Raw genomic sequence first — 24446 nt, 5'->3', positions numbered from 1 at the left:
CGCTATCGTCCCTGCTGCGCCACCCGCCGCTTCAGCCACCAGCCATATTGCTCCGGCCAACTCGTCCACTCCGGATCGCATCCGAGCGCAAGCGCCGTCTGCGCGGGCCAGTTCGGATTCCACAGCAGTTCGCGGCCGAGCGCAATAAGCGTCGCCTTGCCGTCCCGCAAAATGGCTTCGGCGTAGTCCGGTTCGCGGATCAGCCCGACCGCCACCGTCGGCATGCCGACTTCCTTCTGGATGCGCTCGGCGAACGGCACCTGGAAGCCCGGGGTGCGCGACACCAGCGAATTGCCGCGCGGTAGCTTCATGCCGCCCGACGAGCAGTCCACCATGTCGATCCCGATCGCCTTCAGCTCCGCCGCAAACGCGATCGAGTCCTCGATCGACCAGCCGATGTCGACGCCGTCGACCGACGAGATGCGGACGAAGGCCGGCAGATGGCTGGGCCACTCCTCGCGCATGATCGCCGCGATCCGCAGCGGCAGGCGCATGCGGTTCTCGCACGACCCGCCATACTCGTCGTTGCGGTTGTTCGCCAGCGGCGACAGGAACGAGTGCATCAGATAGCCGTGCGCGCAGTGCAGCTCGATGACGTCATAGCCGGCCGCCCTGGCGCGACGAAATGCCTGGCGATAGTCGTCCACCAGGGCATCGATCTGCTCTGAAGTCATCATCTGCGGTGCCGGCCAGCCGTCATCGAAGGGAATGCCGCTCGAGGCCGCGATCTGCCATGGGCCTTCGCCGCGTGCCTTGATGTCAGCTTCGCCGAGCGGGTTGCCTCCTTCCCACGGCCGCTGCGAGGAGCCTTTCCGGCCGCCATGTGCGATCTGGATCGCGGCCTTGGCGTTGAAGCTGTGGATCAGCGCGGCGAGGGCGGCGTGGTCCGCGATGTGCGCATCGTCCCAGATGCCGAGGCATCCATGGGTGATGCGCCCCTGGGTGTTCACCGAGCTCTGCTCGACGAACACGAGGCCGGCGCCGCCGGCGGCGAGCTTGCCGATATGCGCGGTGTGCCAATCGGTGGCGCGCCCCTCCCGCGCCGAATAGGTCGCCATCGGCGAGACCATGATCCGGTTCTTCAGTTCGAGATCGCGCAATTGCAGTGGGGTAAACAGCAGCGGCAGCTCAGTCATGGGATGTCCAGCCTTGCCTGTGGTTTCTTGCCTGTGACTTGCGAGTTTCGTCAGAGCGATCATTTCTTCAGCAGCGGACAGGCGCTCTCCTCCGGCGTCGCGAACGCCTCCTTGCCCGGGATCACCTGAACCAGCTTCTCGTAGTCCCAGGCACCCTTCGATTCGGCCGGCGACTTCACCTGCACGAGATACATGTCGTGGATGAGCTGGCCGTCCTCGCGCAGGAATGCGTTGCGGGCAAAGAAATCGTCGATCGGCATGTCCTTCATCTGCGCGATCACCTTGGGGCCGTCGTCGGTGCCGGACTCCTCGACCGCCTTGAGATAGTTCATCACCGCGGAGTAGAGGCCGGCCTGCACCATGGTCGGCCGCTTCTTGGTCCTGGCCATGAAGCGCGCGGCAAAGTCGCGGGTCTTGTCGTCGAGATCCCAATAAAAGGCGGTCGCGAGCTGCAGCCCCTGGGCGGCCTGCAAGCCGATCGCGTGGATGTCGCTGGTCTGCATCAGGAAGGCCGCGAGCTTCTGCGTATGCGCCATCCCGAATTCCTGCGCCTGCCGGATCGAGTTGGCGAGGTCGCCGCCGGTGTTGGCAAAGGCGATCACGTCAGCCTTCGAGCTCTGGGCCTGCAGCAGATAGGACGAGAAATCCATGCTGTTGAGCGGATGCCGCACCTCGCCGGCGATGCTGCCGCCGACCTTCTCCACGGTCTTGGCCGCGTCGTTGCGCAGGGCGTGGCCGAAGGCGTAGTCGACCGTGACGAAGTACCAGCTCTTCGCGCCTTCCTTGGCCAGCGCCCGCACCGTGCTGTTGGCGAGCGCATAGGTGTTGTAGGTCCACTGCACCGAATTCGCCGAGCAGCCCTTTCCGGTCAGATCGGAGGAGCCGGCCGACGACACCAGCATCGCCTTGTTCTTCTGCTTGGTGAGCTCGAGCACGGCGAAGGCGACGGCGGAATTGGCGAAATCGACGATGACGTCGACATTCTCCTGCTCATACCAGCGCCGCGCGATGCCGGCGCCGATGTCCGCCTTGTTCTGATGGTCGGCATCGACCATCGCGATCGGCTTGCCCAGCACCTTGCCGCCGAAATCCGCGATCGCCATCCGGACCGCTTCGACCGCTCCGGGGCCGGCGGCGTCGGCGTAGAGTCCGGCCTGATCGGTCAGCACGCCGATCTTCACCGCGTCGTCGGAAATCTGCGCGTGGGATGGCGCGGCGGCGAAGGCGACTGAGAGGATTGCAGCGCTCGCGGCGATCCATCCGTATCTCGATGTCATTGTCCCTGGTTTCCTCTAGTTCGATTGCCTTATGGCGTTGGTCTTGTCTTGCCGCAGGTCGATCATGCCCGGATGCGACTGCGGATCCCTGTCCGCGCCGAGCAGCACGTGCTTCTGGATCTTGTTGGTCGAGGTCAGCGGCAACTCGGCGATGAAAGCGATCCACGCCGGCAGCTTGAACGCCGCCAGGCGTTCGCGGCAGAAGCGGAAGATGTCCTGCGCGAGCTCGCGTGAAGCATCGGCGCCGTCGTTGCTCACGATGAAGGCCGCAACTTCCTCGTCGCGGATCGGATCGCGCGCGGCGATGACGGCGGCCTGCTTGACCTGAGGCGACGTCGTCAGCACGGCCTCGACCTCCGCCGCCGAGATGTTCTCGCCGGCGCGCCGGACCAGATGCTTCAGCCGGTCGACGAACACGAAGGCGCCGTCCTCGTGCTGCCAGGCGCTGTCGCCGGTGTGAAACCAGCCGCCGCGCCAGGCCTGCTCGGTGGCCTCGGGGTCCTTCAGATAGCCGGAGAACAAGCCGCGCCGCGGCGTCGCTTCCGAATGGCGCACGCAGAGTTCACCGACTGCGCCAGCCGGCAGCGTATTGCCGTCGGCATCGAGGATCGTCATTTCGAGCCCCGGTACGCTGCGGCCGATGGTGTTGGTCTCGAGATGGCGCGGCTCGACCGTGTTGAACGGACTGCGCCCGGTCTCCGTCATGCCCCAGCCTTCGACGAAGGGGATGCCGAAGCGCTCGCGGGCTCGCGCGCGCTGCTCGGGATTGGCGCCGACGCCCATCGAGAAGCGCAGCGCATGGGCCTTCTCGTCCGGCGTCTCCGGCTGCGCCAGCAGGGCCGCGACGATCACGCCGAGATAATGCAGCACGCTGGCGCGGCATGCGACGATGTCGTGCCAGGCAAACTTTGCGTTGAAGCGTTCCGGCAGGATCAGGCAGCCGCCGGTCAAGATCATCGCGATCGGGGTCAGCGTCAGGCCGGCCATGTGGAACAGCGGCAGCGGGCTGTAGAGGCGCTCCATTCCGGCATGATACGTCGCCTCGCCGCCGTGGCTGACGTACCAGCGGCCGGTCGAGACCACGTATTCATTGGTCAGGATGCATCCCTTCGGACGCGCCGTCGTGCCTGACGTGTAGAGCAGCGCAGCCTCGGTCTCGCTTCCCGGCCCGTCGGCGCGCGGTGGCGGCCGCTGGGCGTGCGGGACTGTCTCGACGCTGGCGCCGAGATCGTCACCGGAGACGGTGAGCAGCGGAACGTCGCCGGTCAGCGCCTTCTGCAATTCCTTCTGATCGGCCAGCGTGACGATCAGGTCGGGTTCGGCATGCGCGATCAGGTATTCGATTTCCGCTGCGCGATAGGCCGGGTTGATCGGAACGATCGAGACGCCGATGCCATTGAGCGCCAGCCAGTGCACGATGAAATCGGGGCGGTTCTCCAGCAGCAGGCAGGCGCGGTGGCCGTGGCCGAAGCCTGCTGCGCGGTACTGATCGCGCAATGCGCAGACCTGCCGCGCAATGCCGCCATAGGACAGTTCGACGCCATCGGGAAAGTATGCGCGGTCGGCACGCGCGGGAATGCAGAGAAAGGGTTTGAACGCTGCCGCATCGGATGTCGCAGCGAACGTGCTGAACACGGTGTACATCGTGGCGAAACTTCCCTTCGACGGCCGCTGATCGATGCCAACGATGCCGATCCGAAGGAGCCCGGGTGCTTCGTTGAGCGCATTTGTCATGCGATCGCGACGTTGCGCGGAAGCTATAAGGACGAATAATATGCTGTCAAATCCATTATGAGTTTCCATAAAACTCATATGTAGTTTGAATCCAAAAGCGGAGGTAACGAGATGAAGATGCATATGTTGTCGGGCGGCCGTCTCCAGATGTCGAAGCGGACCTATCTGCCCGATGCGGCGCGCGGCGAGATGATTGAGCTTCCGGTCGCCTGCGTGCTGTTGCGGCACGCGCAGGGCAATGTGCTGTTCGACACCGGATGCCATCCCGATGTCGCGACCGATCCTGAAGGGCGGCTCGGCACGCTCGCCAAATACATGCGCCCGATCATGCCGGCGGATGATCATGTGCTGACGAGCCTGAAGGCCGTTGGCCTTGGCGCTGATGACATCGACGTGGTGATCTGCTCCCACCTGCACACCGACCATTGCGGCTGCAACGCCTTCTTCAAGAAGGCGACGATCTTCGTCCACGCACTCGAGATCGAGGCCGCGAATGCCGATAACGCGTTCGATCGCGGATACATCAAGGCGGATTGGGATCATCCGCTGAAGATGGAGATCTTCGACAAGCAGATGGATGTGTTCGGCGACGGCAAGCTGACGCTGGTCCCGCTGCCCGGACACTCGAAGGGAACGACCGGCGCGCTGGTCAAGCTCGACAACAGCGGCGAATTCCTGCTCGCCTCCGACGCGCTCAGTGTGCGCGCCAATCTCGACCAGCGGACCTCGCCGAGGAACAGCCTTGACGTCGGCCAGTTCCTGAAGTCGCTCGACGAGATCGCCAGGCTCGAGGCGTCCGGCGTCAAGATCATCTGCGGCCATGACGAAGCGCAGTGGGCCAGCCTGCAAAAGGGCCTGAATGCGTACACGTGAGGATTTTGGGCGCGGCTTGCAGATGTCGTTCCACGCGATATGGTGTGCCGCCGCCGGAGTTCATCTGGCTCACAACAACAAGGAAAATGCAGATGTCCAAGGATGGTTTGTGCGCGATCGTGACGGGATCGGCATCGGGACTCGGCGCCGCCACCGCGCAAATCCTCGCCACGCAGGGCGCGCGCCTCATCATCAATTATTCCAACAGCAAGGCGGAAGCCGAGGCGACCGCGGAAGTCTGCCGCAAGCAGGGCGCCGAGGTGCTGGTGGTGCAGGGCGACGTCTCGCGCGATGAGGACTGCAAGAAGATCGCAGCCGCCGCGCAGGGCTGGGGCCGCCTCGACGTGCTCGTCAACAATGCGGGCACCACCAAGCACGTGCCGCATCACGATCTCGACGGCCTGACCGCGGAAGATTTCCAGCGCATCTACGCCGTCAACACCATCGGCCCGTTCCAGATGGTTCGTGCCGCGCGCGCGCTGCTCGAAGCCGGCGCGAAGGCATCTAGCCGTCCGTCGGCTGTGGTCAACGTCTCCTCGGTTGCAGGCATTTCCGGCGGTGGTTCGTCGGTCGCCTATGCCGCGAGCAAGGGCGCGCTCAACACCATGACGCAGTCGCTGGCGCGCGCGTTGGCACCGTTGATCCGCGTCAACACGGTGTGTCCGGGCTATATAGATACGCCCTGGTTCACCAAGGGCCGCGGCGAGGCCGGCGCCAAGCAGGTGCGCGATGCCGTGGTGGCGCGCGTGCCGCTGAAGGTCGCCTCGACGGCCGAAGACATTGCCAACCTGGTCTGCTTCCTGGCGAGCCCGGCGTCGAGCAACATGACCGGTGAGTTCGTCCGCATGGACGCCGGCATGCATCTGATTCAGTGACACGGCTGCGGAGCGGTTTGCCGAAACGAAAATGCCCGGGCGAGGCCCGGGCATTTGCATTTTGAGGCAGGCTTTGCGGTTATTCGGTCATTCCGGGGCGATGCGTCAGCATCGAACCCGGAATCTCGAGATTCCGGGTTCTCGCTTCGCGAGCCCCGGAATAACCGTTGAGGATGACGCCTACGGCGTCACCTGTTTCCGATATCCGGGATCACGCGCGCCGCGACCAGCCGATTCCAGATGAACAGCACCACCAGAGCGCCGATCGTGGCGGTGATGAAGCCGGCACCTTGTTCGGGACCGTAATGGCCGATCGCCTGGCCGATGAAAGTCGCAAGAAACGCGCCGGCGATGCCGAGCACGGTGGTGAGAATGAAGCCGCTTGGATTGTTCGGCCCCGGCGACAGGAACCGCGCGATGATCCCCGCGACAAAGCCGACGATGATGACCCAGATGATGCCGCCCATGACTGTCGTCCTCCTCAGATGGAATCAACGCTACCGTCAGAGCCTGCGGTGCAACTCGTCGCCGCTCGGCAGCCGGCCGTCCGGCGTCAGGTGATTGATCGCGTCGGGCAGATACTGGCTGAGGCCCTGCAGCAGTTCGTCGCGCGAGAGGCCACTCTGCGATGCCAGCGAGTTGATCTGGTCGGCGCCGAGCGCGTTGGCGAGATCGCCGGGCGCGATCTGCTTGTTGGGACCGTTGCTGACCCAGGAATTGGCCGCGTCGCCATGGCCCTTCTGCTGCAGCTGGTTGAGCAGATCGCCGAGGCCGCCGCTGAGCACGGTGCCGGCTGCGCCGCCGGCGAGCAGGCCACCAAGGCCGCCCTTCAGCAGATCGCCGAGCCCGCCGCTGCCGGCGCCGCCAGGCAGGCCTGCGGTGACGTTGCCGGGAGGAAGCGGCGGCGCCTGCGCCGGCTTCGGCTCAGGGGCGCTCGCGTCCGCCTGGCCGCCGGAGAAATGCTTGACCGCCTTCCAGGCGAGCAGCGCGAGGATAGCCATCGTCATCGGCGACATTCCGCCGCCGCTCGAACTGTCGGATGAGGTGCTTGGCGCGCTCGGACCGCGCGGGCCGTTCTGCATGCCGTTGAGTACGTCGAGTAAACCCATGATCGTCTCCTGCCGCAACCGTGCCCCGAGCGGGAAACATAGCTTCCGCCCCTGACGGTTACAAGGCGGGCCACCCGGCCCGCGGTGCGTCGAAATAGGCAGGCAACCCCAGGTCTGCTATCGAGCCAATGATGAATGGACGTTTGGCCACATGAACGAGGACCGGCCGATCGGCAATGCGGGCGCCGGAAGCATCGGCTGCTTCGTCGGCGGCACGCTCGCGGCTGCGGGGCGCCGTGTCGTGCTGCTGGCGCGGCCGCGGCTGATCCAGGAGATCGCAGGCAACGGCTTGCGGGTCAGCAGCTTTGACGGCTCCGAGCGGACGGTATCCGCGGACCGGCTCATTGTGTCCGACGATCCGTCGATCTTGCCCGACGTTCAGACCGTGCTGGTGACGGTGAAGAGCGCCGATACCGCTGCGATGGCCGATGCGATCGCGCGCCACGCGCCTGGCGATGCCGCGGTGATCAGCCTGCAGAATGGCATCGGCAATGTGCCGCTGCTGCGCGACCTTCTGCCGGGCCGCAGGGTGCTCGGCGGCATGGTGCCGTTCAACGTGGTCGCGCTCGGCGACGGCCGCTTCCATCGCTCGACCTCCGGCGACATCGTGATCGCGCAGGATGACGCAGGCACCGCGGCGCGGCTGTCGGTGCCGGGTCTTGCGATCAAGTCCACTGGCAATATCGACGGCGTGCTGTGGGGCAAACTGGTCGTCAATCTCAACAATGCGCTCAATGCGCTGTCCAATATTCCGCTGCGGCAACAGCTCGCGCAGCGCGGCTGGCGACGACTGCTTGCCGATCAGATGGCCGAGGGCCTGGCCGCGGTGCGCGCCGAAGGCATTGCGCCGGTGTCGCCGACGCCGCTGCCGTCGAACTGGATGCCGCCTTTGCTGCGGCTGCCCGATGCGCTGTTCGACATGCTGCTCGGCCGCACCATGAAGATCGATCCCGAGGCGCGCTCCTCGATGTGGGAGGATCTGCAGCGCGGCCGCCGCACCGAGATCGACTATTTGCAGGGCGTGATTACCGCGATCGCGGATCGCCGCGGGCTCGAGGCGCCATTGTCGCGCCGCGTCATCGCGCTGATCCGGAAGGCGGAGGCGGACGGCAAGGGCTCGCCGGGGCTAACGCCCGAACAGATCCGCGATGGCAGTGACCATGAACGCCGATGATCGTCCGCCACGTCGATCGAACAACAGAGGAGATGACATCATGAAATGGTCCAGCATCATGCTGTTCACGCTTGTTGCGCTCGCGGCCGGCCCGGTCCGTGCGGCGCCGCCGACCGTGACACCGTCGCCTGGCTATGATGCGCGCTTGCAGGAGCAGCGCGCGGCGGCTGCGGCAGCCAGCCGAGCGGCCACGCCTGCGCACAAATCGGTCGCGCCCCGACACCACAAGCGCACCCGCGCGCACTGATCCATTACAGAGACGACTTCAGATGAAGCTGCTGTTCCTCGCGCTCACCTTCGTGTTTGGCTTCACCACGGCCTCAGGTGCCGCCGACTATGCCGGCTCGATCAGTGCCTACCGGCGCGCCAACCGCATGCCCGCGGTGAAGCTCGACGCGAAGCTGAACGCGATGGCGCTGAAGCAGGCCCAGGCGATGTCGGCGACCGGATCGGTCAGCCACTCCGCGGGCGGCAGCTTCTTCACGCGCATCGCGCCGCTCAAGAAGCAGCGCGCCGCCGAGAATATCGGCGCCGGCTTCATCGCCTTCGCCGAGATGCTGAAGCAGTGGGAGAATTCGCCGGGCCATCGCGAGAACCTGCTGATGCCGGGCGCCAAGCGCGTCGGCGTCGCCTTCGTCGACAATCCGAAGTCGCCGTACCGCAGGTTTTGGGCGATGGTGATTACCGATTGAGCCTGCGGTGTCATTCCGGGGCGGAGCGAAGCGACGAACCCGGAATCTCGACGGCAGAGAGATTCCGGGTTCTCGCTTGCGCGAGCCCCGGAATGACCAAGCGAACCGTCAGTTTCGCTTCGCAACCTTGGTCGGTGGCGGCGGTGTCGGCGTGAACAGCTTCTTCAGGCCGTCCAATCCCTCGGAAAGCCGCGGCCATTCGCAGGAGAACGTACCCTTCACGCAGTTGCTTGCCCGCGGCCGCGGCTCAGGAATAGGTACGGCAGCGCCCCGCGGCTTGACCGGCCTTGCAGCAGGGACGGGGACCTTCGCAGTCTCACTGCGCACCGGCTCATTGTGCAACGACGCCTGCTGGACCTGCGGCGGACGCACCGGCTGTGTCTCCTGCCGCTCGAGCTGTTTCGCATTGAACGCCGCGACGATACGCGAGCGGCGCTGCTGCTCGAGATAGCCGGTATATTCCTGGTCGATCTTCTTTTGCTCGTCCGGCGTCGGATTGGGACCGGCGATGTCGAAGCTGCGGTCCTGCATGAAGTCGTAATAGGTGTAGCCACCGCCAGGCTTGCGACGGCCGGCGAACTTGGCGTTGCAATCGGCGAGTTGCGCGGTCTTGTCTTCCCTGGTCTTCGCCTTCTCGGCGAGGTCTGCGCAGTCCTCGAAGTCCTTCGGGCCGCCGCGCCACCATTGCGCGTGCGCGCTCATCGGCGCCAGCACGCAAGCGACGGCGAAAGCGGCAACAGCCAACGTCGATGATCGTGACGGCATCACGGACATTGAGACCAAACCCGAACGACACAGAGTGAGCAGATTGTCGCCATTTTAGTGACACTTGTCACCCGGGAACCCGACGATTTTCCTGACCTGTGGAATGTTGCCGCGGCTGATGGAACACAGCCTTCGCGATTGGAATAATTGAAGAATCTCATCGGAACGGGCCGGAGATCAGAACAATTCGCCTCTAATCGTTCACTTCACCCTGTGCAGCAACGCAACCAGTTCCGCCTGCCGGTGGGTGCCGGTCTTCTGGAAGATCGTCTTGAGCTGATTGCGCGCGGTGGCAAGGGCAACGCCGGCCGCCTGCGCGGCCGCTTCGACCGAATCGCCGCGCGCAAGCCGCGCGGCGAGGCGTGCCTGCGCCGGCGTCAGCTCGAACGTCGCCGCCAGCAGCGCCTGATCGAACGCGGCGCTGCCTTCGAGATCGCGGATCAACAGGATCGCGCGCGCCCCGAGGAACGGCGAGCGCGCCGCCGGAGGCACCGGTTGGATCTGGATCACGATCGGCCGCTTGTCGATCCTGCGCACCACGATCGGCGACGACGGCAATGGGTGCAGGTCCGAGCTGTGGGCCAACTGATCGATCAGCCTGGTCAGATCGGCATTGGCCTGTCGGTCGAGCAGGGTGAGGCGATTGTTGCGGATCGCAAGGTCGTAGCCGAGGCAGCGTTCCGCCTGGCTGTTCATGCCGATGATGGTGCCGAAGCGGCCGACGGCAATCGCAGCGACCTGGATCAGATCGAGCGCGCCGGTGATGCCCGAGAGTGCGGAGCGGCCGACGACGACGGAGAGCGTCGCGGCTTCCGTGAGCGGCGCCGACACCCTTTGCAGCGCCTTGATCTCGTCGGCGTCGAACAAGCCTTCTCTGGGCGAACGCTGGATCGTCAGTGCCCATAACGCCGGGCCGGAGTGGAAGCCGATCGCCGCGAACCATTTCAGTCCGAACTCGCCGAGCGTGGCGTAGAGCGGATCGCGCAGCATCTCGGTTTCGGATTCGAACAGATCCGCATCGGTGATGACATCGACGCCGGCATGCATCAGCGGCACGCCGCGGGCCGCGCGGATGTCGGTGAGGTGAAGATTGTGCGGGAAGTAGGTCTTGGTGAAATACTCGGTGATCGACTCCGTGCGCGGAATGTCTTCAGTGCGGATATCGCTCTGAAGCATCGCAGCGCCGGTCGCGCCGACGGCGGCGCAGACCTCGTCCATGAAGGAGGGCCAGGTCGAGGGATCGAGAACCACATCGCCGAGGCGCGCGGTCACATCGTCAAGCCTGTGCAGATCGACCAAAATTCAGCTCCGCCGATGCAAACAGCGTTGTTTTGTCAGGCGAAACAGGCTGCACCTCGTTGCGCCCGGTACCGGGCATAAGAAAACCCAGGGGCCCGATATGCAAGTTAAATCAGCGACAGGCTAGGGGCCGGGTCCGCAAGCGCTGGCGAAACATGATCGAAAATCGGCGGGTCCCGCTGGCCGGTGCGATCCGGCCGCTACGATAAGTGACCATCCTCACGGTGGCCGGCCTCGGTCAGCGCCACGCGGCAGAAGCTGGCGGCGATCGCGACGACCTCTTCCACGGCCTGCGGATATTGCTTCGACACCCAGCGCAGCGCGATCGAGATGACGGCGCCCACCATGCCGACCGAGAGCAGCGAGGCGGCCGCGCCCTTGCCGCTGCGCTTCGGGTCGAGCGCCGGCGGCACCAGGATGTCGCTGAAGACGCGCAAGGCGTCGAGCTTGACGGCATCGACCGCCGGACTGATGCCTGAAATTTCCAGCAGAAAGACCCGGGCGGGCTTCGGGTGCTGCTTCAGCCGCGTGAAATAGAGCGTCAGTGCCGCGCGCAGCCTCATCTCGGCATCGTCGCCTGCGGCTGCAGCGGCCGCGGTCATTTCCTCGTGCAGGTGGCCGACGACATGGCCGTAAGCGGCGATCAGCAGAGCCTCGCTGTTCGTAAAGGACTCGTAGAAATAGCGCTCGGTCAGCTCGGCCGCCTCGCAGATCGCCTTCACGGTGGCGCCGCGATAGCCGACCTCGCCATAGACCTCGATCGCCGCGTCGATCAGCTTGAGCCGCCGCTCGGCGCGGCGTTCCTCGGCGTCCATACCGCCATAGAGGCGGGCTTTCCGGCTGCTTGCCATGAAAGTGTATTGACACGAGGCATTGTCAGATGTCAAGTTATCTGACAATATGTATTGTCAATACTGCCACGGGAGGGTCAAGGCGTGTCCGTTCATTTCGACGTGTTGATCGTGGGCGCGGGACTGTCGGGCATCGGCGCCGGCTATCATTTGCAGGCCAACTGCCCTGACCGCAGCTACGCCATTCTTGAAGGCCGCGACTGCATTGGCGGCACCTGGGACCTGTTCCGCTATCCCGGCATCCGCTCCGACTCCGACATGTACACGCTTGGCTATTCGTTCCGGCCGTGGACCGAGCCGAAGGCGATCGCGGATGGCCCGTCGATCCTGAACTATGTGCGCGAGACCGCGCGCGCCTACGGCATCGACAAGAACATCCGCTTCAACCATCGCGTCGTGCGCGCCGACTGGTCGTCGGCGGACTCGCAATGGACGGTCGAGGTCGAGCGCGGGCCGGAGAAGACGATCGAGCGCTTCACCTGCAGCTTCCTGTTCATGTGCAGCGGCTACTACAAATATGAACACGGCTACACGCCCGACTTCCCCGGCATCGCCGATTTCGCCGGCCGCGTCGTCCATCCGCAGAAATGGACCGACGACATCGACTATGCCGCCAAGAAGGTGGTGGTGATCGGCAGCGGCGCGACCGCGGTGACGCTGGTGCCGGAGATGGCCAAGACCGCCGCCCATGTCACGATGCTGCAGCGCTCGCCGACCTATGTCGTGGCGCGGCCCGACGAGGACAAAGTCGCCAACTGGCTGCGCGCGCGGCTGCCCGCGAAACTCGCCTACGGCCTCACGCGCTGGAAGAACGTGCTGTTCGGTATGTATTTCTACCGGCTCTGCAAGCGCGATCCGGAGCGCGTCAAGAAGCTGATCCTCGGCGGCGTGCGGCATGCACTCGGTCCGGACTACGACGTCGCCACCCATTTCACGCCGCGCTACAATCCGTGGGACCAGCGGCTTTGTCTGGTGCCGAACGGCGATCTCTTCGAATCGCTGCGCAACGGCAGATCGTCCGTCGTCACCGATCAGATCGAGACCTTCACGCGTGGGGGCATCAAGCTCAAGAGCGGCAATGTGCTCGACGCCGACATCGTGGTGACCGCGACCGGCCTCGATCTGCAGGTGCTCGGCGGACTCGAGATCAATGTCGACGGCGCGCGCGTCGATCTGTCGAAGACCATGAACTACAAGGGGCTGATGTACTCGGGCGTGCCGAACCTCGCCGCCGCCTTCGGCTACACCAATGCGTCCTGGACGCTGAAATGCGACCTGACCTGCGAATATGTTTGCCGCATGCTCAACCACATGAAGGCGAACGGGTACGCGCAGGTCACGCCGCGGCGGAACGACCCTGATGTCGCCGAACTGCCCTGGGTGGATTTCTCATCGGGCTATATCCAGCGCGCCGCCGCCAGGTTCCCCAAGCAGGGCTCGCGCCGGCCGTGGCGGCTCTACCAGAATTATGCTCTCGATATCATGACGCTGCGCTTCGGCTCGCTGAAGGATGAAGCCATCGAGTTTCTCCCGGCGCGTCGGGCCAGCGCGGATGCCGCCTCGAATCCGGCACGCCAGGTGGCGTAACGCGCGACGCGCCAAACGCCCTGCAACTTCGCGCGCGCCCGATGTGGCGCGGGCTGGCGATCACCCGGCAGCTCTGCTATGGGATGGCGACGCCCGCATGCTTTCGCTGCGGGCCGTGCGGTCCCGTAGCTCAGCCGGATAGAGCGACGGTTTCCTAAACCGTAGGTCGGAAGTTCGAGTCTTCCCGGGATCGCCATTTTTCGCTCGCCGCGCGCTGTCGGTGAGGCTTTTCACCACGCATTTCGGCGCCATCTGCCCGGCGTTCGCTCCCCCCAAGTTCACCCGAGATCAAGTTCACCCCAAATTAGGGAAAGCCCGGGACAATGGGGAGGGGGCACCGGAAGACCGCACGTATGCGAGCTAGCGTTCCAGAACGGGTTGAGCAGGGGGGCGGCGATGCCCTTCGCGATCCGCTGCGTTCGAAGGGCCGGCCGCTCGTCGTCGATGTCGACGAGGTCATGGTGCGGGGAAGCTCCGTCCCGGCCGATATCGCATCCGATCTGATCCGCCGCCTTCGCGCTTTCGCCGCGGCGATCACCGCTTCCCTTGGAGCGCAAGCGCGATCGACTCATGGTGTAGCTCGATCGGGGTTCGATCCGTCCCGGGTGCAATTCGACCCCGACGCGGTGAGGTTCCTGCTGCAGGTGCTGGGCGAAGGCCGCCCGGTCTACCTTTGCTCGGAAACCCATCCCGAGCCGTTCGTCAGCGCGGTCGCCGAGCATCTTGGCGTCTTCACCGCCTGGGCTGCCGCGCCGGAACGTCGATTGCCGCCGGCGCAGCGCGAAGAGCTGCCGCCCGCGCTTCGGCAGGGCTTTGACTATATCGGCAGCGCGGCGGTCGCGTTGCCCGATTCCGCATCGCGCCTCGCGCGCTCCGCTCGATCCGAGCCGTCCGCGCCCGCGCGGGTCAGTATGCGCGTCAGTATGCGCAGCTGGCTGAAGCTGTTCAGGGTGCATCAATACGCCAAGAACGCCCTCGTGCTGGTGCCGCTGCTGACCGCACACAAATTCGCATTGGGATCGGCGGCGACGTCGCTGCTTGCGGTGATCGCATTTTCGCTCTGCGCGTCGGGCGCCTACATCCTGAACGATCTTCTCGACGTCGAGGCCGACCGCGCGCATCCGACCAAGCGCAACCGCCCGATCGCAAGCGGCGCCATCCCGGCATCGCGGGCCGTCGGCGCGATGGCCCTGGCGCTGGTCGCCGCATTTGCGATCGCAATGTCGATATCGATCGAGTTCGGCGGCGTCCTGCTCGGCTATTTCGCGCTGACCACCTCCTATTCGTTCTGGCTCAAGCGCATCGCGACCGTCGACGTCGTCGTGCTCGCCACGCTTTACACCGTCCGCGTGATCGGCGGCGCCGTCGCGATCAGCGTGCCGATGTCGGAATGGCTGCTCGCGTTCTCGCTGTTCATCTTCATGTCGCTGGCGCTGGTGAAGCGCTATATCGAGCTCGCCGGCCAGCCGGACGGCGCCGTGCTGGCGGCGCGCGGCTACCAGGTCGAAGACAAATCGATGATCGCGATCCTCGCCGCCGCGTCAGGCTTCAACGCCGTCGTGATCTTCACGCTCTACATCTCGTCCGATACGGTGCGCGCGCTTTACAGCCATCCGCAACTGCTCTGGGTCGGTTGTCCGATCTTGATGTACTGGATCGGCCGCGTGATGTTGTTCGCGCAGCGCGGATTGATCGACGACGATCCGGTCATCTTTGCGCTGAGGGATCGCGTCAGCTGGGTCGCGCTCGGCGCGATCGGCGCCATCATGCTCGCCGCCATCTAGCGATGCCGGCGGCTGCGTTACCAGGAGCTGTGATGTCGACCTCCAGTCCGGGCGGCATTGGCCTGTCCGGCTGGGGCAACTATCCCAGGGCGTCGTCCGAACTGCTGGCGCCGCAGACGCCCGCAGGCGCGCGGGACCACCTGCTTGCGCGGTCCGGCGTCGTCGCGCGCGGGGCCGGGCGGGCCTATGGCGATGCCGCGATCGGAACGCAATCCACGATTTCGTCGCGCGGCCTGAACCGGATGCGGAGCTTCGATGCCGCAACCGCGCGATTGACGGTCGAAGCCGGCGTAACCATCGCCGACATCCTTGCCGTTTTCGAGCCGCGCGGCTTCTTCCTCAAAGTCGTGCCCGGCACGAAATTCGTGACGGTCGGTGGCGCGATCGCGGCCGACGTTCACGGCAAGAACCATCATCGCGATGGCGGCTTCGGCACCGTCGTCGATTCGTTCCGCATTGCGCTGCCTGGCGGCGAGATCGTCACCTGCTCGCGATCGGAAAACGCCGCGCTGTTTGCGGCGACGTTGGGAGGCATGGGCCTGACGGGCATGATCCTCGACGCGACGCTGCGGCTGCTGCCGATCGAGACCGCCTGGCTACGTCAGGACACCCGCGTCGCCGGCAATCTCGACGCGGCGATCGATCAGCTGGAAAGCAGCGCATCGACCACCTATTCGGTGGCCTGGATCGACTGCCTTGCGCGCGGCGCGGCGCTCGGCCGGTCGCTGGTCTATCTGGCCGAGCACGCCACGCGGCGCGACAAGGATATGCTTGGGCCCGGCCTCGAGACGTTTCCCAGGCTTCGCGCGTCGCGGCTCGCGGTCCCGGAGCTGTTTCCGGGATGGCTGCTCAATCGCGCATCGATGCGGGTGTTCAACGAGCTGTACTTCCGCCGCGGCGCCGCGCATCCGGGCAAGCCACGGCTGGTCCATTGGGACCCGTATTTCTTTCCGCTCGATGCGATCGCCGACTGGAACAGGATCTACGGCTGGCGCGGCTTCGTGCAATATCAATGCGTGATCCCGGCTAGCCGCGCGCGCCGCGTTCTCGCCGAAATTCTCGATCGTGTGTCGCGGCGCGGCGATGCGTCGCTTCTCGCGGTGCTCAAGCAGCTCGGCGAAGGCAGCGGGCCGATGTCGTTTCCGCTCCGCGGCTACACGCTGACGATGGACTTTCCGGTCACCGACGCGCTGTTCGGGTTTCTTGACCAGCTCGACGCGCTGGTGGTCGATGCCGGCGGCCGGCTCTATCTCGCCAAGGATGCGCGGCAGTCCCGCGCGACATTCGAATCCGGATATCCCGGCCTTGCGGCCTTGCGCGACATCCGCCAGCAGATCGGGGCGAACAGTCGCCTCGTGTCCCATCTTTCAGCACGGCTTGGAATTTGATGACCGGCACAAAATCAATTCTGGTGATTGGCGGCAGTTCGGACATCGGGCACGCGACCGCGCTGCGCTATGCGAGGGACGGATGGCGCGTGATGCTCGCCGCCCGCGATATCGCCGCGGCACAGCGCAATGCGGACGACATCAAGACGCGAAGCGGTACCGAAATCTCGGTTGTCGCGCTCGACGTGCTGCAGACCGGGCAGCTTGCCGGCTTCGTCGCCGGTCTTTCCCCACTTCCCGACACCGTCGTATGCGTTGTCGGGGAGCTCGGCGATCAGCAGCGTGCCGAGACCGATCCCGAGCTTGCGACGAAGATCATGCGCACCAATTTCGAGGCGCCCAGCCTGCTGCTCGAACTGTTCGCGCAAGCCTTCGCGACGCGCGGCTCGGGAACCATCGTCGGCGTGAGCTCGGTCGCCGGCGATCGCGGGCGGGCCTCGAACTATTATTACGGCGCGGCCAAGGCCGGCTTCTCGCAATTCCTGTCCGGCTTGCGCAATCGCCTGGCGCTTGCGGGTAAGGTCCGTGTCGTCACCGTCAAGCCGGGATTCGTGCGGACCAGGATGACGGCGCATATGAAGCTGCCGGCTCCCCTGACGGTGCAGCCGGATCGGGTCGCGGAGGATATCTTCCGGGCCGATGTGACCAGGCCGCGTGACGTGATCTATGTGGCGCGCCGCTTCCGGCTGGTGATGGCGATCATCTGCGCGCTGCCGGAGACGATCTTCAAACGGATGCGTATCTGATGCCCGGCGTCGCCGCCAACCACGCGTCGTTCCCGCGATCCAGCGCGATCCGGCCGAGCGTCCCGCTCGTGACGGCATCGCTGTGGCTCATGCTGTTCGCGGCGACGCTGACCTTCAGCGTCACGCTCTGCGACGGCCGGTTGATCTTCACCCTCGACGATCCCTACATCCACCTCGCCGTCGCCGATCACATCCTGTCCGGCGGCTACGGCGTCAATGCGTCCGAGGTCTCGTCGCCAAGCTCGTCGATCATCTGGCCCTATCTGCTGGCCGTGACCGAGACGCTGCATCTTGGCGCATTCGGTCCACTCCTGATCAATGCCGCGGCAGCGGCAGCGACCGTCGTGGCTTTCCTGCGCATTCTTGAATCGGCTGAACTGCTTGGCCCCGGCCGGGAGAAGTCGCTGCTGTTTTTCGTCGCGTCGCTCGCCATTTTTTCGTCAAGCGCGATCGCCCTGCCGATGACCGGCATGGAGCACAGTCTTCACGTTTGGGCCACGGTCGCGACTTTCGGCGGCCTGACCGAAGCCGCGCGCGGACGGTCGCCGACCGTCATACACTTCGCGGCGCTGGTGCTGCTGCCGCTGATTCGCTTCGAGGGAATCGCGTTCGCCATCGCGGCGATGATGGGGTTTGCCCTGCTCGGCCAGCGCCGTTTTGCCGCCGCGGCCGCTGCCGTCACGCTCTGCGCGTTCGCCGCGTATTTCGCGCGAATGGCCTCGCTCGGTCTCCCGCTTTTGCCGAGTTCGGTATTGCTCAAATCGCGCATCGCCGAATCCGGCTATGAAGGGACCGGCGTCATCGCCTCCATCCTCCGCAATCTCGGCGACAGCTTCGCTGATCCCGCCGGCTTCAGGCTGATGCTGCTCGGTCTTGCGCTCGCCGCCGTGATGGCGCTGCTCCGCTCCGACCGCGGCGCCCTGATCGTCTGTGCGACGGTGCTCGCCGCGATCGCTGCGCATCTCGGCTTTGGCCAATATGGCTGGTTCTACCGGTATGAGGTTTACATCGTTGCGCTTGCGGTGCTGGCGCTGCTCTACGCGGTTGCACGCGCGCGAGCGGTCTTGAGCGTCCCGCAATGGACCGCCGCGACGCTCGCCAGCGTCGGGCTGGCTGGTTTTGCCAGCGTGGGCTATGTCAGCGCCGCCCTGGAGACGCCGTTTGCCTCGCGCGGCGTCTACGAGCAGCATTATCAGTTGGGCCGCTTCGCCCAGCAGCTCTACCGGCGGCCGGTTGCCGTGAACGATCTTGGACTCGTCGCCTGGGGAAATGCGAACTTCGTCCTGGATCTGTGGGGGCTCGGTTCGGAGCGCGTGCGCAAGGCGAAGCGCGCCGGCCGCTACGGCCCGGCCGAGATGGCCGCGCTCGCCGACGAGTATCATGTCGGCGTCGCCATGATCTACGACAGCTGGTTTGCGCAGGGCGTGCCGGCGAGCTGGAGGAAGGTCGCGATCCTGCACACGATTCCGGTGACCGGCGCGCGGGGTGACGTAAGCTTCTACGTCACGCCGGCCGCGGAGCCACAACTCGTCGCCGGCGCGCTGAAGGCCTTCGCGTCGACCCTGCCGGCGCGCGATCGTCTCGAAATGGTGGCGCCGTGAGTGTTGCGTGATCGCGGGGCGTGTCGCGCCGGGTGCTCAAATCCTCGCAAGAGGCCCCTGCGCCGGAACGGGAGAGCCCCTGCTTGACTCGCGCAGCAGCAGGATTGCGACGATCAGCGTGATCAGCGCGGCGATCCCGAAGCCTCCGATCGAAAGCACGTCGACCCAATGGACGTCCGTGCGCGGCGTGTTGTTATGGACCGTGTGCATGTAGCCGAAGGCTCCGATCGGTATCGGCGCGGCATAGATGATCGCACGTTCCCACTCGCGGGCCTTGGCCTGAAGCGCCGGCAACAGCAGCGCCATTCCGACACTGAAGATCAGGAAGTCATAATCATACGCATAGGGGCTGATGCAGACCGATACGATCGCGGTCAGGCCGAGACTCTCGCGCACCGGCATCTTGCGGTAGACCGCGACCAGCACGATGCCGAGCGCAAGGACGGCGACGATGCCCTGGCCGATAAACGCTGCCGATGCGGAGAACCCCGTGGTTCGCAACGCGGCATAGGTCGAGACCATTCGATACAGCGGATAATAGGCTTCCCGCAGGAATACCGACGAATCATGCACGCTCTGCAGCATCACGGTCCAGATCTGCATGCCGAACAGCACCGTGCAGATCGTCGAGCTGATCAGCACGACGGCGCCGGCCGTCATCACGACGATCCACGAGCGCCGCAGGATGGCGTAGAGTGCGAAAGCAACGGCGAAATGCGGCTTGATGATCATGAGACCAAGGGCCACGCCTGCGAGCATCGGTCGCTCTTCGAAGTACAGGCACACCAGTCCGATCAATGCGGCGGTAAGGAAGCTGTTTTGACCGCATGCCAGCGTGACCCCGATCGTCGGAAAGAAAACGATCAGCACGAGCACGAACCGGTTTCCGGCAAGACGCCGCAGCACCGCGAGATAAAGAGCCAGCGTCGAGGCCATGAACAACAGATAGGCCATCCCGAACGGGACCAGCGCGAACGGAGCCAGCAGCAGGTTGAATTGCGGCGGATAGGTCCATGGCATGAAGCCGTCGTGCCCGCCCGACGCCTGCTTCTCGATGATGGCGAGCTTCGCGAATTGATAGGCCTGGTCGAGGTCGCCGAGCCACACCAGCTTTGCGGTGATGTAGAAGGCGGCGAAGTCGACCAGTTCGCGGCCGTGCCCCAGCCCCAGCTGGGAGAACCACACAACCTTGAACAAGAGGGCGGCGACCAGCATCACGAGGATTCCGCGCGTGTAGTTGGCGCGCTTCGAGTCCGTCGACTGAATTGTTTCGAGCGTTGTTGCGAGCATCAAGCCGGGCCCTGTTATGGCAACCCAAGCTAGATTGAATAGGTTAAGCAGTCGAAAAATTGCACGGAGAGGGTGGGGTCCCCTGTCGCCTGACAGCCGCAGGGATGCATGAAATCGGTCGGTGGAGGCTGGAACCGGACGGTATCTCGGTGTCCGGATGCGACTTTCGCTGGACGCTCCGTCGGCGGCAGTGATAACGGCTGACAACAACCATCTCACGACGGACCGCATGCCGAAACCGCCGCCTCCTTCCAATCGCGGGCCCAGCCCATCCCCGGTACTGCAACGCGCCGTGGTCGCATTGCAGATGGGACAGGTCGTCGAAGCCGAGCGGCTGGCGGCGGAGGTCTTGAAGGCAAACCGGACCGATGTCGGCGCGGCCTCGATCCTGGCACGGGCGCTGATGATCCAGAACCGCAACGAGGAAGCGATCGCACCGCTCGAGCGAGCCGTACGCCGCGTCGAGGATCCCGGCCTCGAGACCCTGCTTGGCGCAGCGCTCGGCGGCGCTGGTCGCGGCAGCGAGGCGATCGATGTGCTGCGGCGAACCACCGCGCGGCGGCCGCCGTACCTGCCCGCATTCCAGGCGCTGGCAGGGCAATTGCACTCGGCCGGTCGCATCGACGAGGCGGTTGCCGTCATCGAGAGCGCGCTCGTTCTCGCGCCGGAGAGCCTCGAGTTTCAGCTGCTGCTGGCGCAGCTGCTGCCCCAGCGCAATGAGCGTGGCCGGGCGCGCGAGATTCTGGAGAAGCTGCGCAATGCGGCGCCGGGACATCCCGATGTTCTGGCCGCGCTCGCGCGTGTGCTGCTGCTCGATGGCGAATATGCTGCCGCGGCGGATCTCTACCGCCAGGTGGTGGCGCAGCGCCCCGACGACCCGCTGACGCGTCTCAGCTTCTCCGCCAGTCTTCTGGAAATGGGCGACCGCGCGGCCGGCGAGGCCAATCTGCGTCTCGCGTTGCGCGGCCGGCCGCAAATGATCGGCCGCACGACCGCCGCGCTGATCATGTCATCGCACGGCCGCTTCTTCTTCCGTCGCAGCGCCTTTGCGGAATTTCTGAGCTAGGGCGTTTTCGAACGAAGCGGACACCGGTTCGCGCTAACGCGTCAAAACTAGAATCTAGAGCGGCAGGGATAAGCCGCGGCCTCTGCGCTCAAGCACAAGCGCCTCTGGAATACTGGATCGCCCGCATGCGGGTGAAGACACCGAACTGGCTCAGGATCGCGCCACATATTCGGTGTCGTCCTGGCGAAAGCCAAGACCCAGTACCCCAAATCTCAGTTGTTGAGCGACACCGGGCCGCGATCCCGCTCATCACCGAAGACGGTGGCTATGGGTCCTGGCTTTCGCCAGGACGACGGCGGTGGATGCCGAGCCTCCCATCGGGTAGTTCGCAATGACGGAGGAGGCCGCAGCGGAGCTTCGCGCGCCCGCTCTACGTCCGAAACTGCCGCCGATAGAGTCCGGACTCGCGGGCCATCCTGTTGGTCAGTTCCTGGGCGCGCGATGTTTCATCCGGCGTCATCGCGGCGGTCTGCGCGACCCAGTTTTCGCGCTTCACCGGGAAGCACTGCGCAACCGGCGTGCCCTTGGGCAATACGCCGTTGAAACTGGTGTCGTGCCAGCGTGCCGGGAAATGAACCCAGCTGTCGTGAAACAGATCGCAATCGACCATGCCGGTCAGCGTGGTGAACGGCAGGTCGAACCGGTTGACCGGATGCGTGAAGAACAGCGAGTAGCCCGGCGGTGCCTCGATGGTCCACAGATTGACGAACTTGATGACGAAGCGGTCGGGCTCGAACAGCGGCGAGCCGACTACCTGGCTTTCGTCGTGGAAGCCGACCGGCGAGCGCGGGAATTCGAGCGCGCCGCCGGCGGGAAGGTCGTTGTCCCAGGTGATCGCGCCATTCTCGACCTTGAGATCGCAGATCAGCGGCAACAGGAAACCCGATGTCATCGCATCGACGAATGGCGGGCAGCGCTTGACGGTATCCTCTTCGCGATTGCTCATCGTATTGAAGGCCTGCGTCGGCATCGCCTTGAGCCATCCGGGAAGCCCCAACGACGCAGGCATCGGCGGCGGAATCTTGCCCTCGAGCTCCGCGGGGCAGCGGAATTTGATGGTGATCGCTTCGTTATTGTTGGACACGGCTTTGGTCCTTGATTCGTTCAGTGTCGGCGGCGCCCTTGCGCCAGTCGATGCTCGTCTAGCACGCGACGACGGGGCGGAGAAAGCAGCCGCATCGGTCGCGAAGCGAGCCGCGATATCGAGCTATAAGTTGTTGTTATCATGACGGATAAGGCAAAGTCCTTAATCTCACGGTTCGGCGCGCGCCAATGCCGGTTTTCCGCGTCTTGCCGCTCACCGGTGTGCAAGACTCTGCCGATAGGCATTGGCTTTCGACGCCCGCCGGGCGCATCATGGCGTCGCTGACGACACGATCTGCGTGAGGTAACGGAGGTACCATGGCCGAATCGAAGGTTGAGACCGCCAACGCTGCAGCTGCCGCGTCCCCCTCCGGCGAGAGCGGCAGCGGCCCCAGCCAGCTCGCGGTCGCGACCGTCCGCACCGTGCCGATCGAGCAGGCGCAGTCCCGCACCGAGCACGATCTGCTCGGCGAGGACGACGTCCCGGCCAATGCGCTGTGGGGCATTCACACCAAGCGCGCGGTGATGAACTTTCCGATCACCGGCGTGCCGGTCGGGCACTTCCCGGAATTCGTCCGCGCGCTGGCGCTGGTGAAGCAGGCTGCCGCGCGCGCCAACAAGCGGCTCGGCTATCTCGCACCGGAGAAGGCGGATGCGATCGAAGCGGCCTGCACCCAGATTGCGACCGACAAGGTCTATGCCGAATCCTTCGTCGTCGACGCGATCCAGGGCGGCGCCGGCACGTCGACCAACATGAACGCCAATGAGGTGATCGCCAACGTCGCGCTGCGGCTGATGGGGCGCAAGCCGGGTGACTATCACGCGCTGCATCCGAACGACGACGTCAACATGGCGCAGTCGACCAACGACGCCTATCCGACCGCGCTGCGGCTCGCGGTGATTTTCGCCACCCAGCCGCTGGTGCGCGCGCTGGACGATCTCGCCTACTCGCTCAAAGGCAAGGCGGTGGAGTTCGCCGACGTGTTGAAGATGGGGCGCACCCAGCTTCAGGATGCGGTGCCGATGACGCTCGGCCAGGAATTCGATGCCTTCCACGTGACCGTGAAGGAGGATGTCGCGCGCCTGAACGAGATTTCCGCGCTGTTCCGCGAGGTCAATCTCGGCGCCACCGCGATCGGCACCGGCATCAATGCCGATCCGCGCTATGCGGCGCTCGCGGTCGAGGAATTGTCGCGGCTGTCCGGCCAGCCGATGGTGCTTGCCTCCAACCTGATCGAGGCGACGTCCGATCTCGGCGCCTTCGTGCTGTTCTCCGGCGTGCTCAAGCGCGTCGCGGTCAAGCTCTCAAAGATCTGCAACGACCTGCGGCTGTTGTCGTCCGGACCGCGCACCGGCATCGGCGAAATCCGCCTGCCCGCGGTGCAGGCCGGCTCGTCGATCATGCCCGGCAAGGTCAATCCTGTCATTCCCGAAGTGGTCAACCAGGTGGCTTTCCTGGTGATCGGGCACGACCTCACGGTCACGATGTGCGCCGAAGGCGGCCAGTTGCAACTCAACGCGTTCGAGCCGACCATCGGCTATTGCGTCTTGAGTTCGCTGCGCATGCTGACGGCGGCGGTCGATACGCTGACCAAGCGCTGTGTCGACGGCATCGAGGCCGATCGCGAGCGTTGCCGCAGCCTGGTGCAGGGCTCGATCGGCCTGATCACGGCGCTGGCGCCGTCGCTCGGCTACGAAGCCTCATCGCGCGTGGCGCGCCGTGCGCTCAAGGAGAACCGCTCGGTCGCCGACATCGTGCTGGAGGAAAAACTGCTGACCGAAGCGCAGCTCAACCAGCTCCTCGAGCTCGAGGCCATGACCCGCCCGGCGCGCCGGCAGCCGGTGCCGAGGAGTTGAAGGACAGCCGCTGCATCGGCAGTCGGCTCCCTCTCCCGCTTGCGGGTAGGGCAATCGCATATGACCTTCAGCGGCTACGGAGGTAACTCGGCCTCGTGGTTCGAGACGCGCCGCAAGCGGTGCTCCTCACCATGAGTGCCGCAAAACAAGACCCGTCATCCTGAGAGCCTGACTGAAAAATGGGTGAGTGATCTCAGTGGGGTGTGATTCCATCGGATTTGCAAAGATTCGAGGGAGAGCACGATGCCCTGGACCAAGA

The 24446-nt window shown here is 65.0% G+C and carries 22 protein-coding genes and 1 tRNA gene; 13 read left to right on the top strand and 10 right to left on the bottom strand.

Annotated features, from left to right (window positions below; genetic code table 11):
• Positions 1-2 precede the first annotated feature (2 nt).
• The 3 genes from Q2M23_RS13535 to Q2M23_RS13525 are packed head-to-tail and all read right to left on the bottom strand — an operon-like array spanning position 3 to position 4147.
• Positions 3-1136, bottom strand: coding sequence for an NADH:flavin oxidoreductase/NADH oxidase (locus Q2M23_RS13535; RefSeq protein ID WP_316395858.1), 1134 nt, complete (start codon positions 1134-1136; stop codon positions 3-5).
• Between the two features lie 59 nt (positions 1137-1195).
• Positions 1196-2413 (bottom strand): ABC transporter substrate-binding protein, encoded by a 1218-nt coding sequence (locus tag Q2M23_RS13530; RefSeq protein WP_316395857.1) that lies wholly within the window; start codon positions 2411-2413, stop codon positions 1196-1198.
• Between the two features lie 15 nt (positions 2414-2428).
• Entirely contained in the window at positions 2429-4147 is a 1719-nt protein-coding gene (locus Q2M23_RS13525) for an AMP-binding protein (RefSeq protein ID WP_316395856.1), read from the bottom strand.
• Between the two features lie 111 nt (positions 4148-4258).
• On the opposite strand from Q2M23_RS13525, the gene Q2M23_RS13520 reads away from it, so the two are divergent.
• A complete protein-coding gene (locus tag Q2M23_RS13520; protein ID WP_076832809.1) occupies positions 4259-5020 on the top strand; it encodes an N-acyl homoserine lactonase family protein in 762 nt (253 codons plus the stop codon).
• A 92-nt stretch (positions 5021-5112) separates the two neighbouring features.
• Entirely contained in the window at positions 5113-5895 is a 783-nt protein-coding gene (locus tag Q2M23_RS13515) for an SDR family NAD(P)-dependent oxidoreductase (protein ID WP_076832902.1), read from the top strand.
• 188 nt (positions 5896-6083) lie between these two features.
• Here the strand turns inward: Q2M23_RS13515 and Q2M23_RS13510 are convergent, their stop codons facing one another.
• Positions 6084-6362 (bottom strand): GlsB/YeaQ/YmgE family stress response membrane protein, encoded by a 279-nt coding sequence (locus tag Q2M23_RS13510; RefSeq protein WP_024582682.1) that lies wholly within the window; start codon positions 6360-6362, stop codon positions 6084-6086.
• A gap of 36 nt (positions 6363-6398) precedes the next feature.
• The gene (locus Q2M23_RS13505; protein WP_076832806.1) at positions 6399-7004 is read right to left on the bottom strand and encodes a YidB family protein; all 606 of its coding nucleotides are present in this window, start codon (positions 7002-7004) and stop codon (positions 6399-6401) included.
• Between the two features lie 151 nt (positions 7005-7155).
• Here Q2M23_RS13505 and Q2M23_RS13500 point away from each other — a divergent pair, with 151 nt between their 5' ends.
• From Q2M23_RS13500 to Q2M23_RS13490, 3 genes are read left to right on the top strand one after another with little or no spacing between them, the layout of a single operon-like run.
• On the top strand, positions 7156-8178 hold the full coding sequence (locus Q2M23_RS13500) for a 2-dehydropantoate 2-reductase (RefSeq protein ID WP_316395855.1): 1023 nt from the start codon (positions 7156-7158) through the stop codon (positions 8176-8178).
• 40 nt (positions 8179-8218) lie between these two features.
• Positions 8219-8425, top strand: a complete 207-nt coding sequence (locus Q2M23_RS13495) for a hypothetical protein (RefSeq protein ID WP_057020159.1) — start codon at positions 8219-8221, stop codon at positions 8423-8425.
• Between the two features lie 22 nt (positions 8426-8447).
• Positions 8448-8870, top strand: coding sequence for a CAP domain-containing protein (locus Q2M23_RS13490; protein ID WP_057020158.1), 423 nt, complete (start codon positions 8448-8450; stop codon positions 8868-8870).
• A gap of 108 nt (positions 8871-8978) precedes the next feature.
• On the opposite strand, the gene Q2M23_RS13485 is transcribed toward Q2M23_RS13490, so the two are convergent.
• The 3 genes from Q2M23_RS13485 to Q2M23_RS13475 all read right to left on the bottom strand — a co-directional run bounded on the left by Q2M23_RS13485 (position 8979) and on the right by Q2M23_RS13475 (position 11785).
• Complete coding sequence (locus Q2M23_RS13485) at positions 8979-9644, bottom strand: hypothetical protein (RefSeq protein WP_057020157.1); 666 nt, start codon at positions 9642-9644, stop codon at positions 8979-8981.
• A 192-nt stretch (positions 9645-9836) separates the two neighbouring features.
• Positions 9837-10934, bottom strand: a complete 1098-nt coding sequence (locus Q2M23_RS13480) for a hypothetical protein (RefSeq protein ID WP_316395854.1) — start codon at positions 10932-10934, stop codon at positions 9837-9839.
• 200 nt (positions 10935-11134) lie between these two features.
• Positions 11135-11785, bottom strand: coding sequence for a TetR/AcrR family transcriptional regulator (locus Q2M23_RS13475; RefSeq protein WP_168858715.1), 651 nt, complete (start codon positions 11783-11785; stop codon positions 11135-11137).
• Positions 11786-11869: 84 nt separating this feature from the next.
• On the opposite strand from Q2M23_RS13475, the gene Q2M23_RS13470 reads away from it, so the two are divergent.
• The 6 genes from Q2M23_RS13470 (at position 11870) to Q2M23_RS13445 (ending at position 18891) form a co-directional block, all read left to right on the top strand.
• Positions 11870-13372 carry an NAD(P)/FAD-dependent oxidoreductase gene (locus Q2M23_RS13470; RefSeq protein ID WP_316395852.1) on the top strand — a complete coding sequence of 501 codons (1503 nt, stop codon included), beginning with the start codon at positions 11870-11872 and terminating at the stop codon, positions 13370-13372.
• A gap of 119 nt (positions 13373-13491) precedes the next feature.
• A tRNA-Arg gene (locus tag Q2M23_RS13465) sits at positions 13492-13568 on the top strand.
• A 127-nt stretch (positions 13569-13695) separates the two neighbouring features.
• Positions 13696-15156: a UbiA family prenyltransferase gene (locus Q2M23_RS13460; RefSeq protein WP_316395851.1), complete on the top strand. Its 1461-nt coding sequence runs from the start codon at positions 13696-13698 to the stop codon at positions 15154-15156.
• Between the two features lie 32 nt (positions 15157-15188).
• Positions 15189-16544: an FAD-binding oxidoreductase gene (locus Q2M23_RS13455; protein ID WP_316395850.1), complete on the top strand. Its 1356-nt coding sequence runs from the start codon at positions 15189-15191 to the stop codon at positions 16542-16544.
• Positions 16544-17290, top strand: coding sequence for an SDR family oxidoreductase (locus tag Q2M23_RS13450; protein ID WP_057020153.1), 747 nt, complete (start codon positions 16544-16546; stop codon positions 17288-17290). The genes Q2M23_RS13455 and Q2M23_RS13450 overlap by 1 nt, the downstream gene beginning before the upstream one ends.
• Positions 17290-18891: a hypothetical protein gene (locus tag Q2M23_RS13445; protein WP_316395849.1), complete on the top strand. Its 1602-nt coding sequence runs from the start codon at positions 17290-17292 to the stop codon at positions 18889-18891. The genes Q2M23_RS13450 and Q2M23_RS13445 overlap by 1 nt, the downstream gene beginning before the upstream one ends.
• A 36-nt stretch (positions 18892-18927) precedes the next feature.
• Here Q2M23_RS13445 and Q2M23_RS13440 read toward each other — a convergent pair whose 3' ends face one another.
• Complete coding sequence (locus Q2M23_RS13440; protein WP_316395848.1) at positions 18928-20181, bottom strand: glycosyltransferase family 87 protein; 1254 nt, start codon at positions 20179-20181, stop codon at positions 18928-18930.
• Positions 20182-20410: 229 nt separating this feature from the next.
• Between Q2M23_RS13440 and Q2M23_RS13435 the strand changes: the two genes are divergently transcribed.
• Positions 20411-21247, top strand: a complete 837-nt coding sequence (locus tag Q2M23_RS13435; RefSeq protein ID WP_168858710.1) for a tetratricopeptide repeat protein — start codon at positions 20411-20413, stop codon at positions 21245-21247.
• A 370-nt stretch (positions 21248-21617) separates the two neighbouring features.
• Here the strand turns inward: Q2M23_RS13435 and Q2M23_RS13430 are convergent, their stop codons facing one another.
• Positions 21618-22331 (bottom strand): hypothetical protein, encoded by a 714-nt coding sequence (locus Q2M23_RS13430; protein WP_028336241.1) that lies wholly within the window; start codon positions 22329-22331, stop codon positions 21618-21620.
• Positions 22332-22648: 317 nt separating this feature from the next.
• Between Q2M23_RS13430 and Q2M23_RS13425 the strand changes: the two genes are divergently transcribed.
• A complete protein-coding gene (locus tag Q2M23_RS13425; RefSeq protein WP_082654006.1) occupies positions 22649-24187 on the top strand; it encodes an aspartate ammonia-lyase in 1539 nt (512 codons plus the stop codon).
• Positions 24188-24446: the final 259 nt, after the last annotated feature.

The sequence above is a fragment of the Bradyrhizobium sp. 33ap4 genome (genome assembly GCF_032654765.1).
GTDB lineage: Bacteria > Pseudomonadota > Alphaproteobacteria > Rhizobiales > Xanthobacteraceae > Bradyrhizobium > Bradyrhizobium australafricanum.
Note: the sequence above shows the minus strand (reverse complement) of the source record. Positions and strands in the feature narration are given on the sequence as shown.

What these genes read in the sequence shown, in the direction of transcription:
- Q2M23_RS13425 (WP_082654006.1), top strand. Translation starts at nt 22,649, where the DNA reads ATGGCCGAATCGAAGGTTGAGACCGCCAACGCTGCAGCTGCCGCGTCC.
- Q2M23_RS13500 (WP_316395855.1), top strand. Translation starts at nt 7,156, where the DNA reads ATGAACGAGGACCGGCCGATCGGCAATGCGGGCGCCGGAAGCATCGGC.
- Q2M23_RS13495 (WP_057020159.1), top strand. Translation starts at nt 8,219, where the DNA reads ATGAAATGGTCCAGCATCATGCTGTTCACGCTTGTTGCGCTCGCGGCC.
- Q2M23_RS13525 (WP_316395856.1), bottom strand. Translation starts at nt 4,147, where the DNA reads ATGACAAATGCGCTCAACGAAGCACCCGGGCTCCTTCGGATCGGCATC.
- Q2M23_RS13505 (WP_076832806.1), bottom strand. Translation starts at nt 7,004, where the DNA reads ATGGGTTTACTCGACGTACTCAACGGCATGCAGAACGGCCCGCGCGGT.
- Q2M23_RS13530 (WP_316395857.1), bottom strand. Translation starts at nt 2,413, where the DNA reads ATGACATCGAGATACGGATGGATCGCCGCGAGCGCTGCAATCCTCTCA.
- Q2M23_RS13450 (WP_057020153.1), top strand. Translation starts at nt 16,544, where the DNA reads ATGACCGGCACAAAATCAATTCTGGTGATTGGCGGCAGTTCGGACATC.
- Q2M23_RS13485 (WP_057020157.1), bottom strand. Translation starts at nt 9,644, where the DNA reads ATGTCCGTGATGCCGTCACGATCATCGACGTTGGCTGTTGCCGCTTTC.
- Q2M23_RS13455 (WP_316395850.1), top strand. Translation starts at nt 15,189, where the DNA reads ATGTCGACCTCCAGTCCGGGCGGCATTGGCCTGTCCGGCTGGGGCAAC.
- Q2M23_RS13515 (WP_076832902.1), top strand. Translation starts at nt 5,113, where the DNA reads ATGTCCAAGGATGGTTTGTGCGCGATCGTGACGGGATCGGCATCGGGA.
- Q2M23_RS13475 (WP_168858715.1), bottom strand. Translation starts at nt 11,785, where the DNA reads ATGGCAAGCAGCCGGAAAGCCCGCCTCTATGGCGGTATGGACGCCGAG.
- Q2M23_RS13435 (WP_168858710.1), top strand. Translation starts at nt 20,411, where the DNA reads ATGCCGAAACCGCCGCCTCCTTCCAATCGCGGGCCCAGCCCATCCCCG.
- Q2M23_RS13520 (WP_076832809.1), top strand. Translation starts at nt 4,259, where the DNA reads ATGAAGATGCATATGTTGTCGGGCGGCCGTCTCCAGATGTCGAAGCGG.
- Q2M23_RS13490 (WP_057020158.1), top strand. Translation starts at nt 8,448, where the DNA reads ATGAAGCTGCTGTTCCTCGCGCTCACCTTCGTGTTTGGCTTCACCACG.
- Q2M23_RS13440 (WP_316395848.1), bottom strand. Translation starts at nt 20,181, where the DNA reads ATGCTCGCAACAACGCTCGAAACAATTCAGTCGACGGACTCGAAGCGC.
- Q2M23_RS13535 (WP_316395858.1), bottom strand. Translation starts at nt 1,136, where the DNA reads ATGACTGAGCTGCCGCTGCTGTTTACCCCACTGCAATTGCGCGATCTC.
- Q2M23_RS13445 (WP_316395849.1), top strand. Translation starts at nt 17,290, where the DNA reads ATGCCCGGCGTCGCCGCCAACCACGCGTCGTTCCCGCGATCCAGCGCG.
- Q2M23_RS13460 (WP_316395851.1), top strand. Translation starts at nt 13,696, where the DNA reads ATGGGGAGGGGGCACCGGAAGACCGCACGTATGCGAGCTAGCGTTCCA.
- Q2M23_RS13510 (WP_024582682.1), bottom strand. Translation starts at nt 6,362, where the DNA reads ATGGGCGGCATCATCTGGGTCATCATCGTCGGCTTTGTCGCGGGGATC.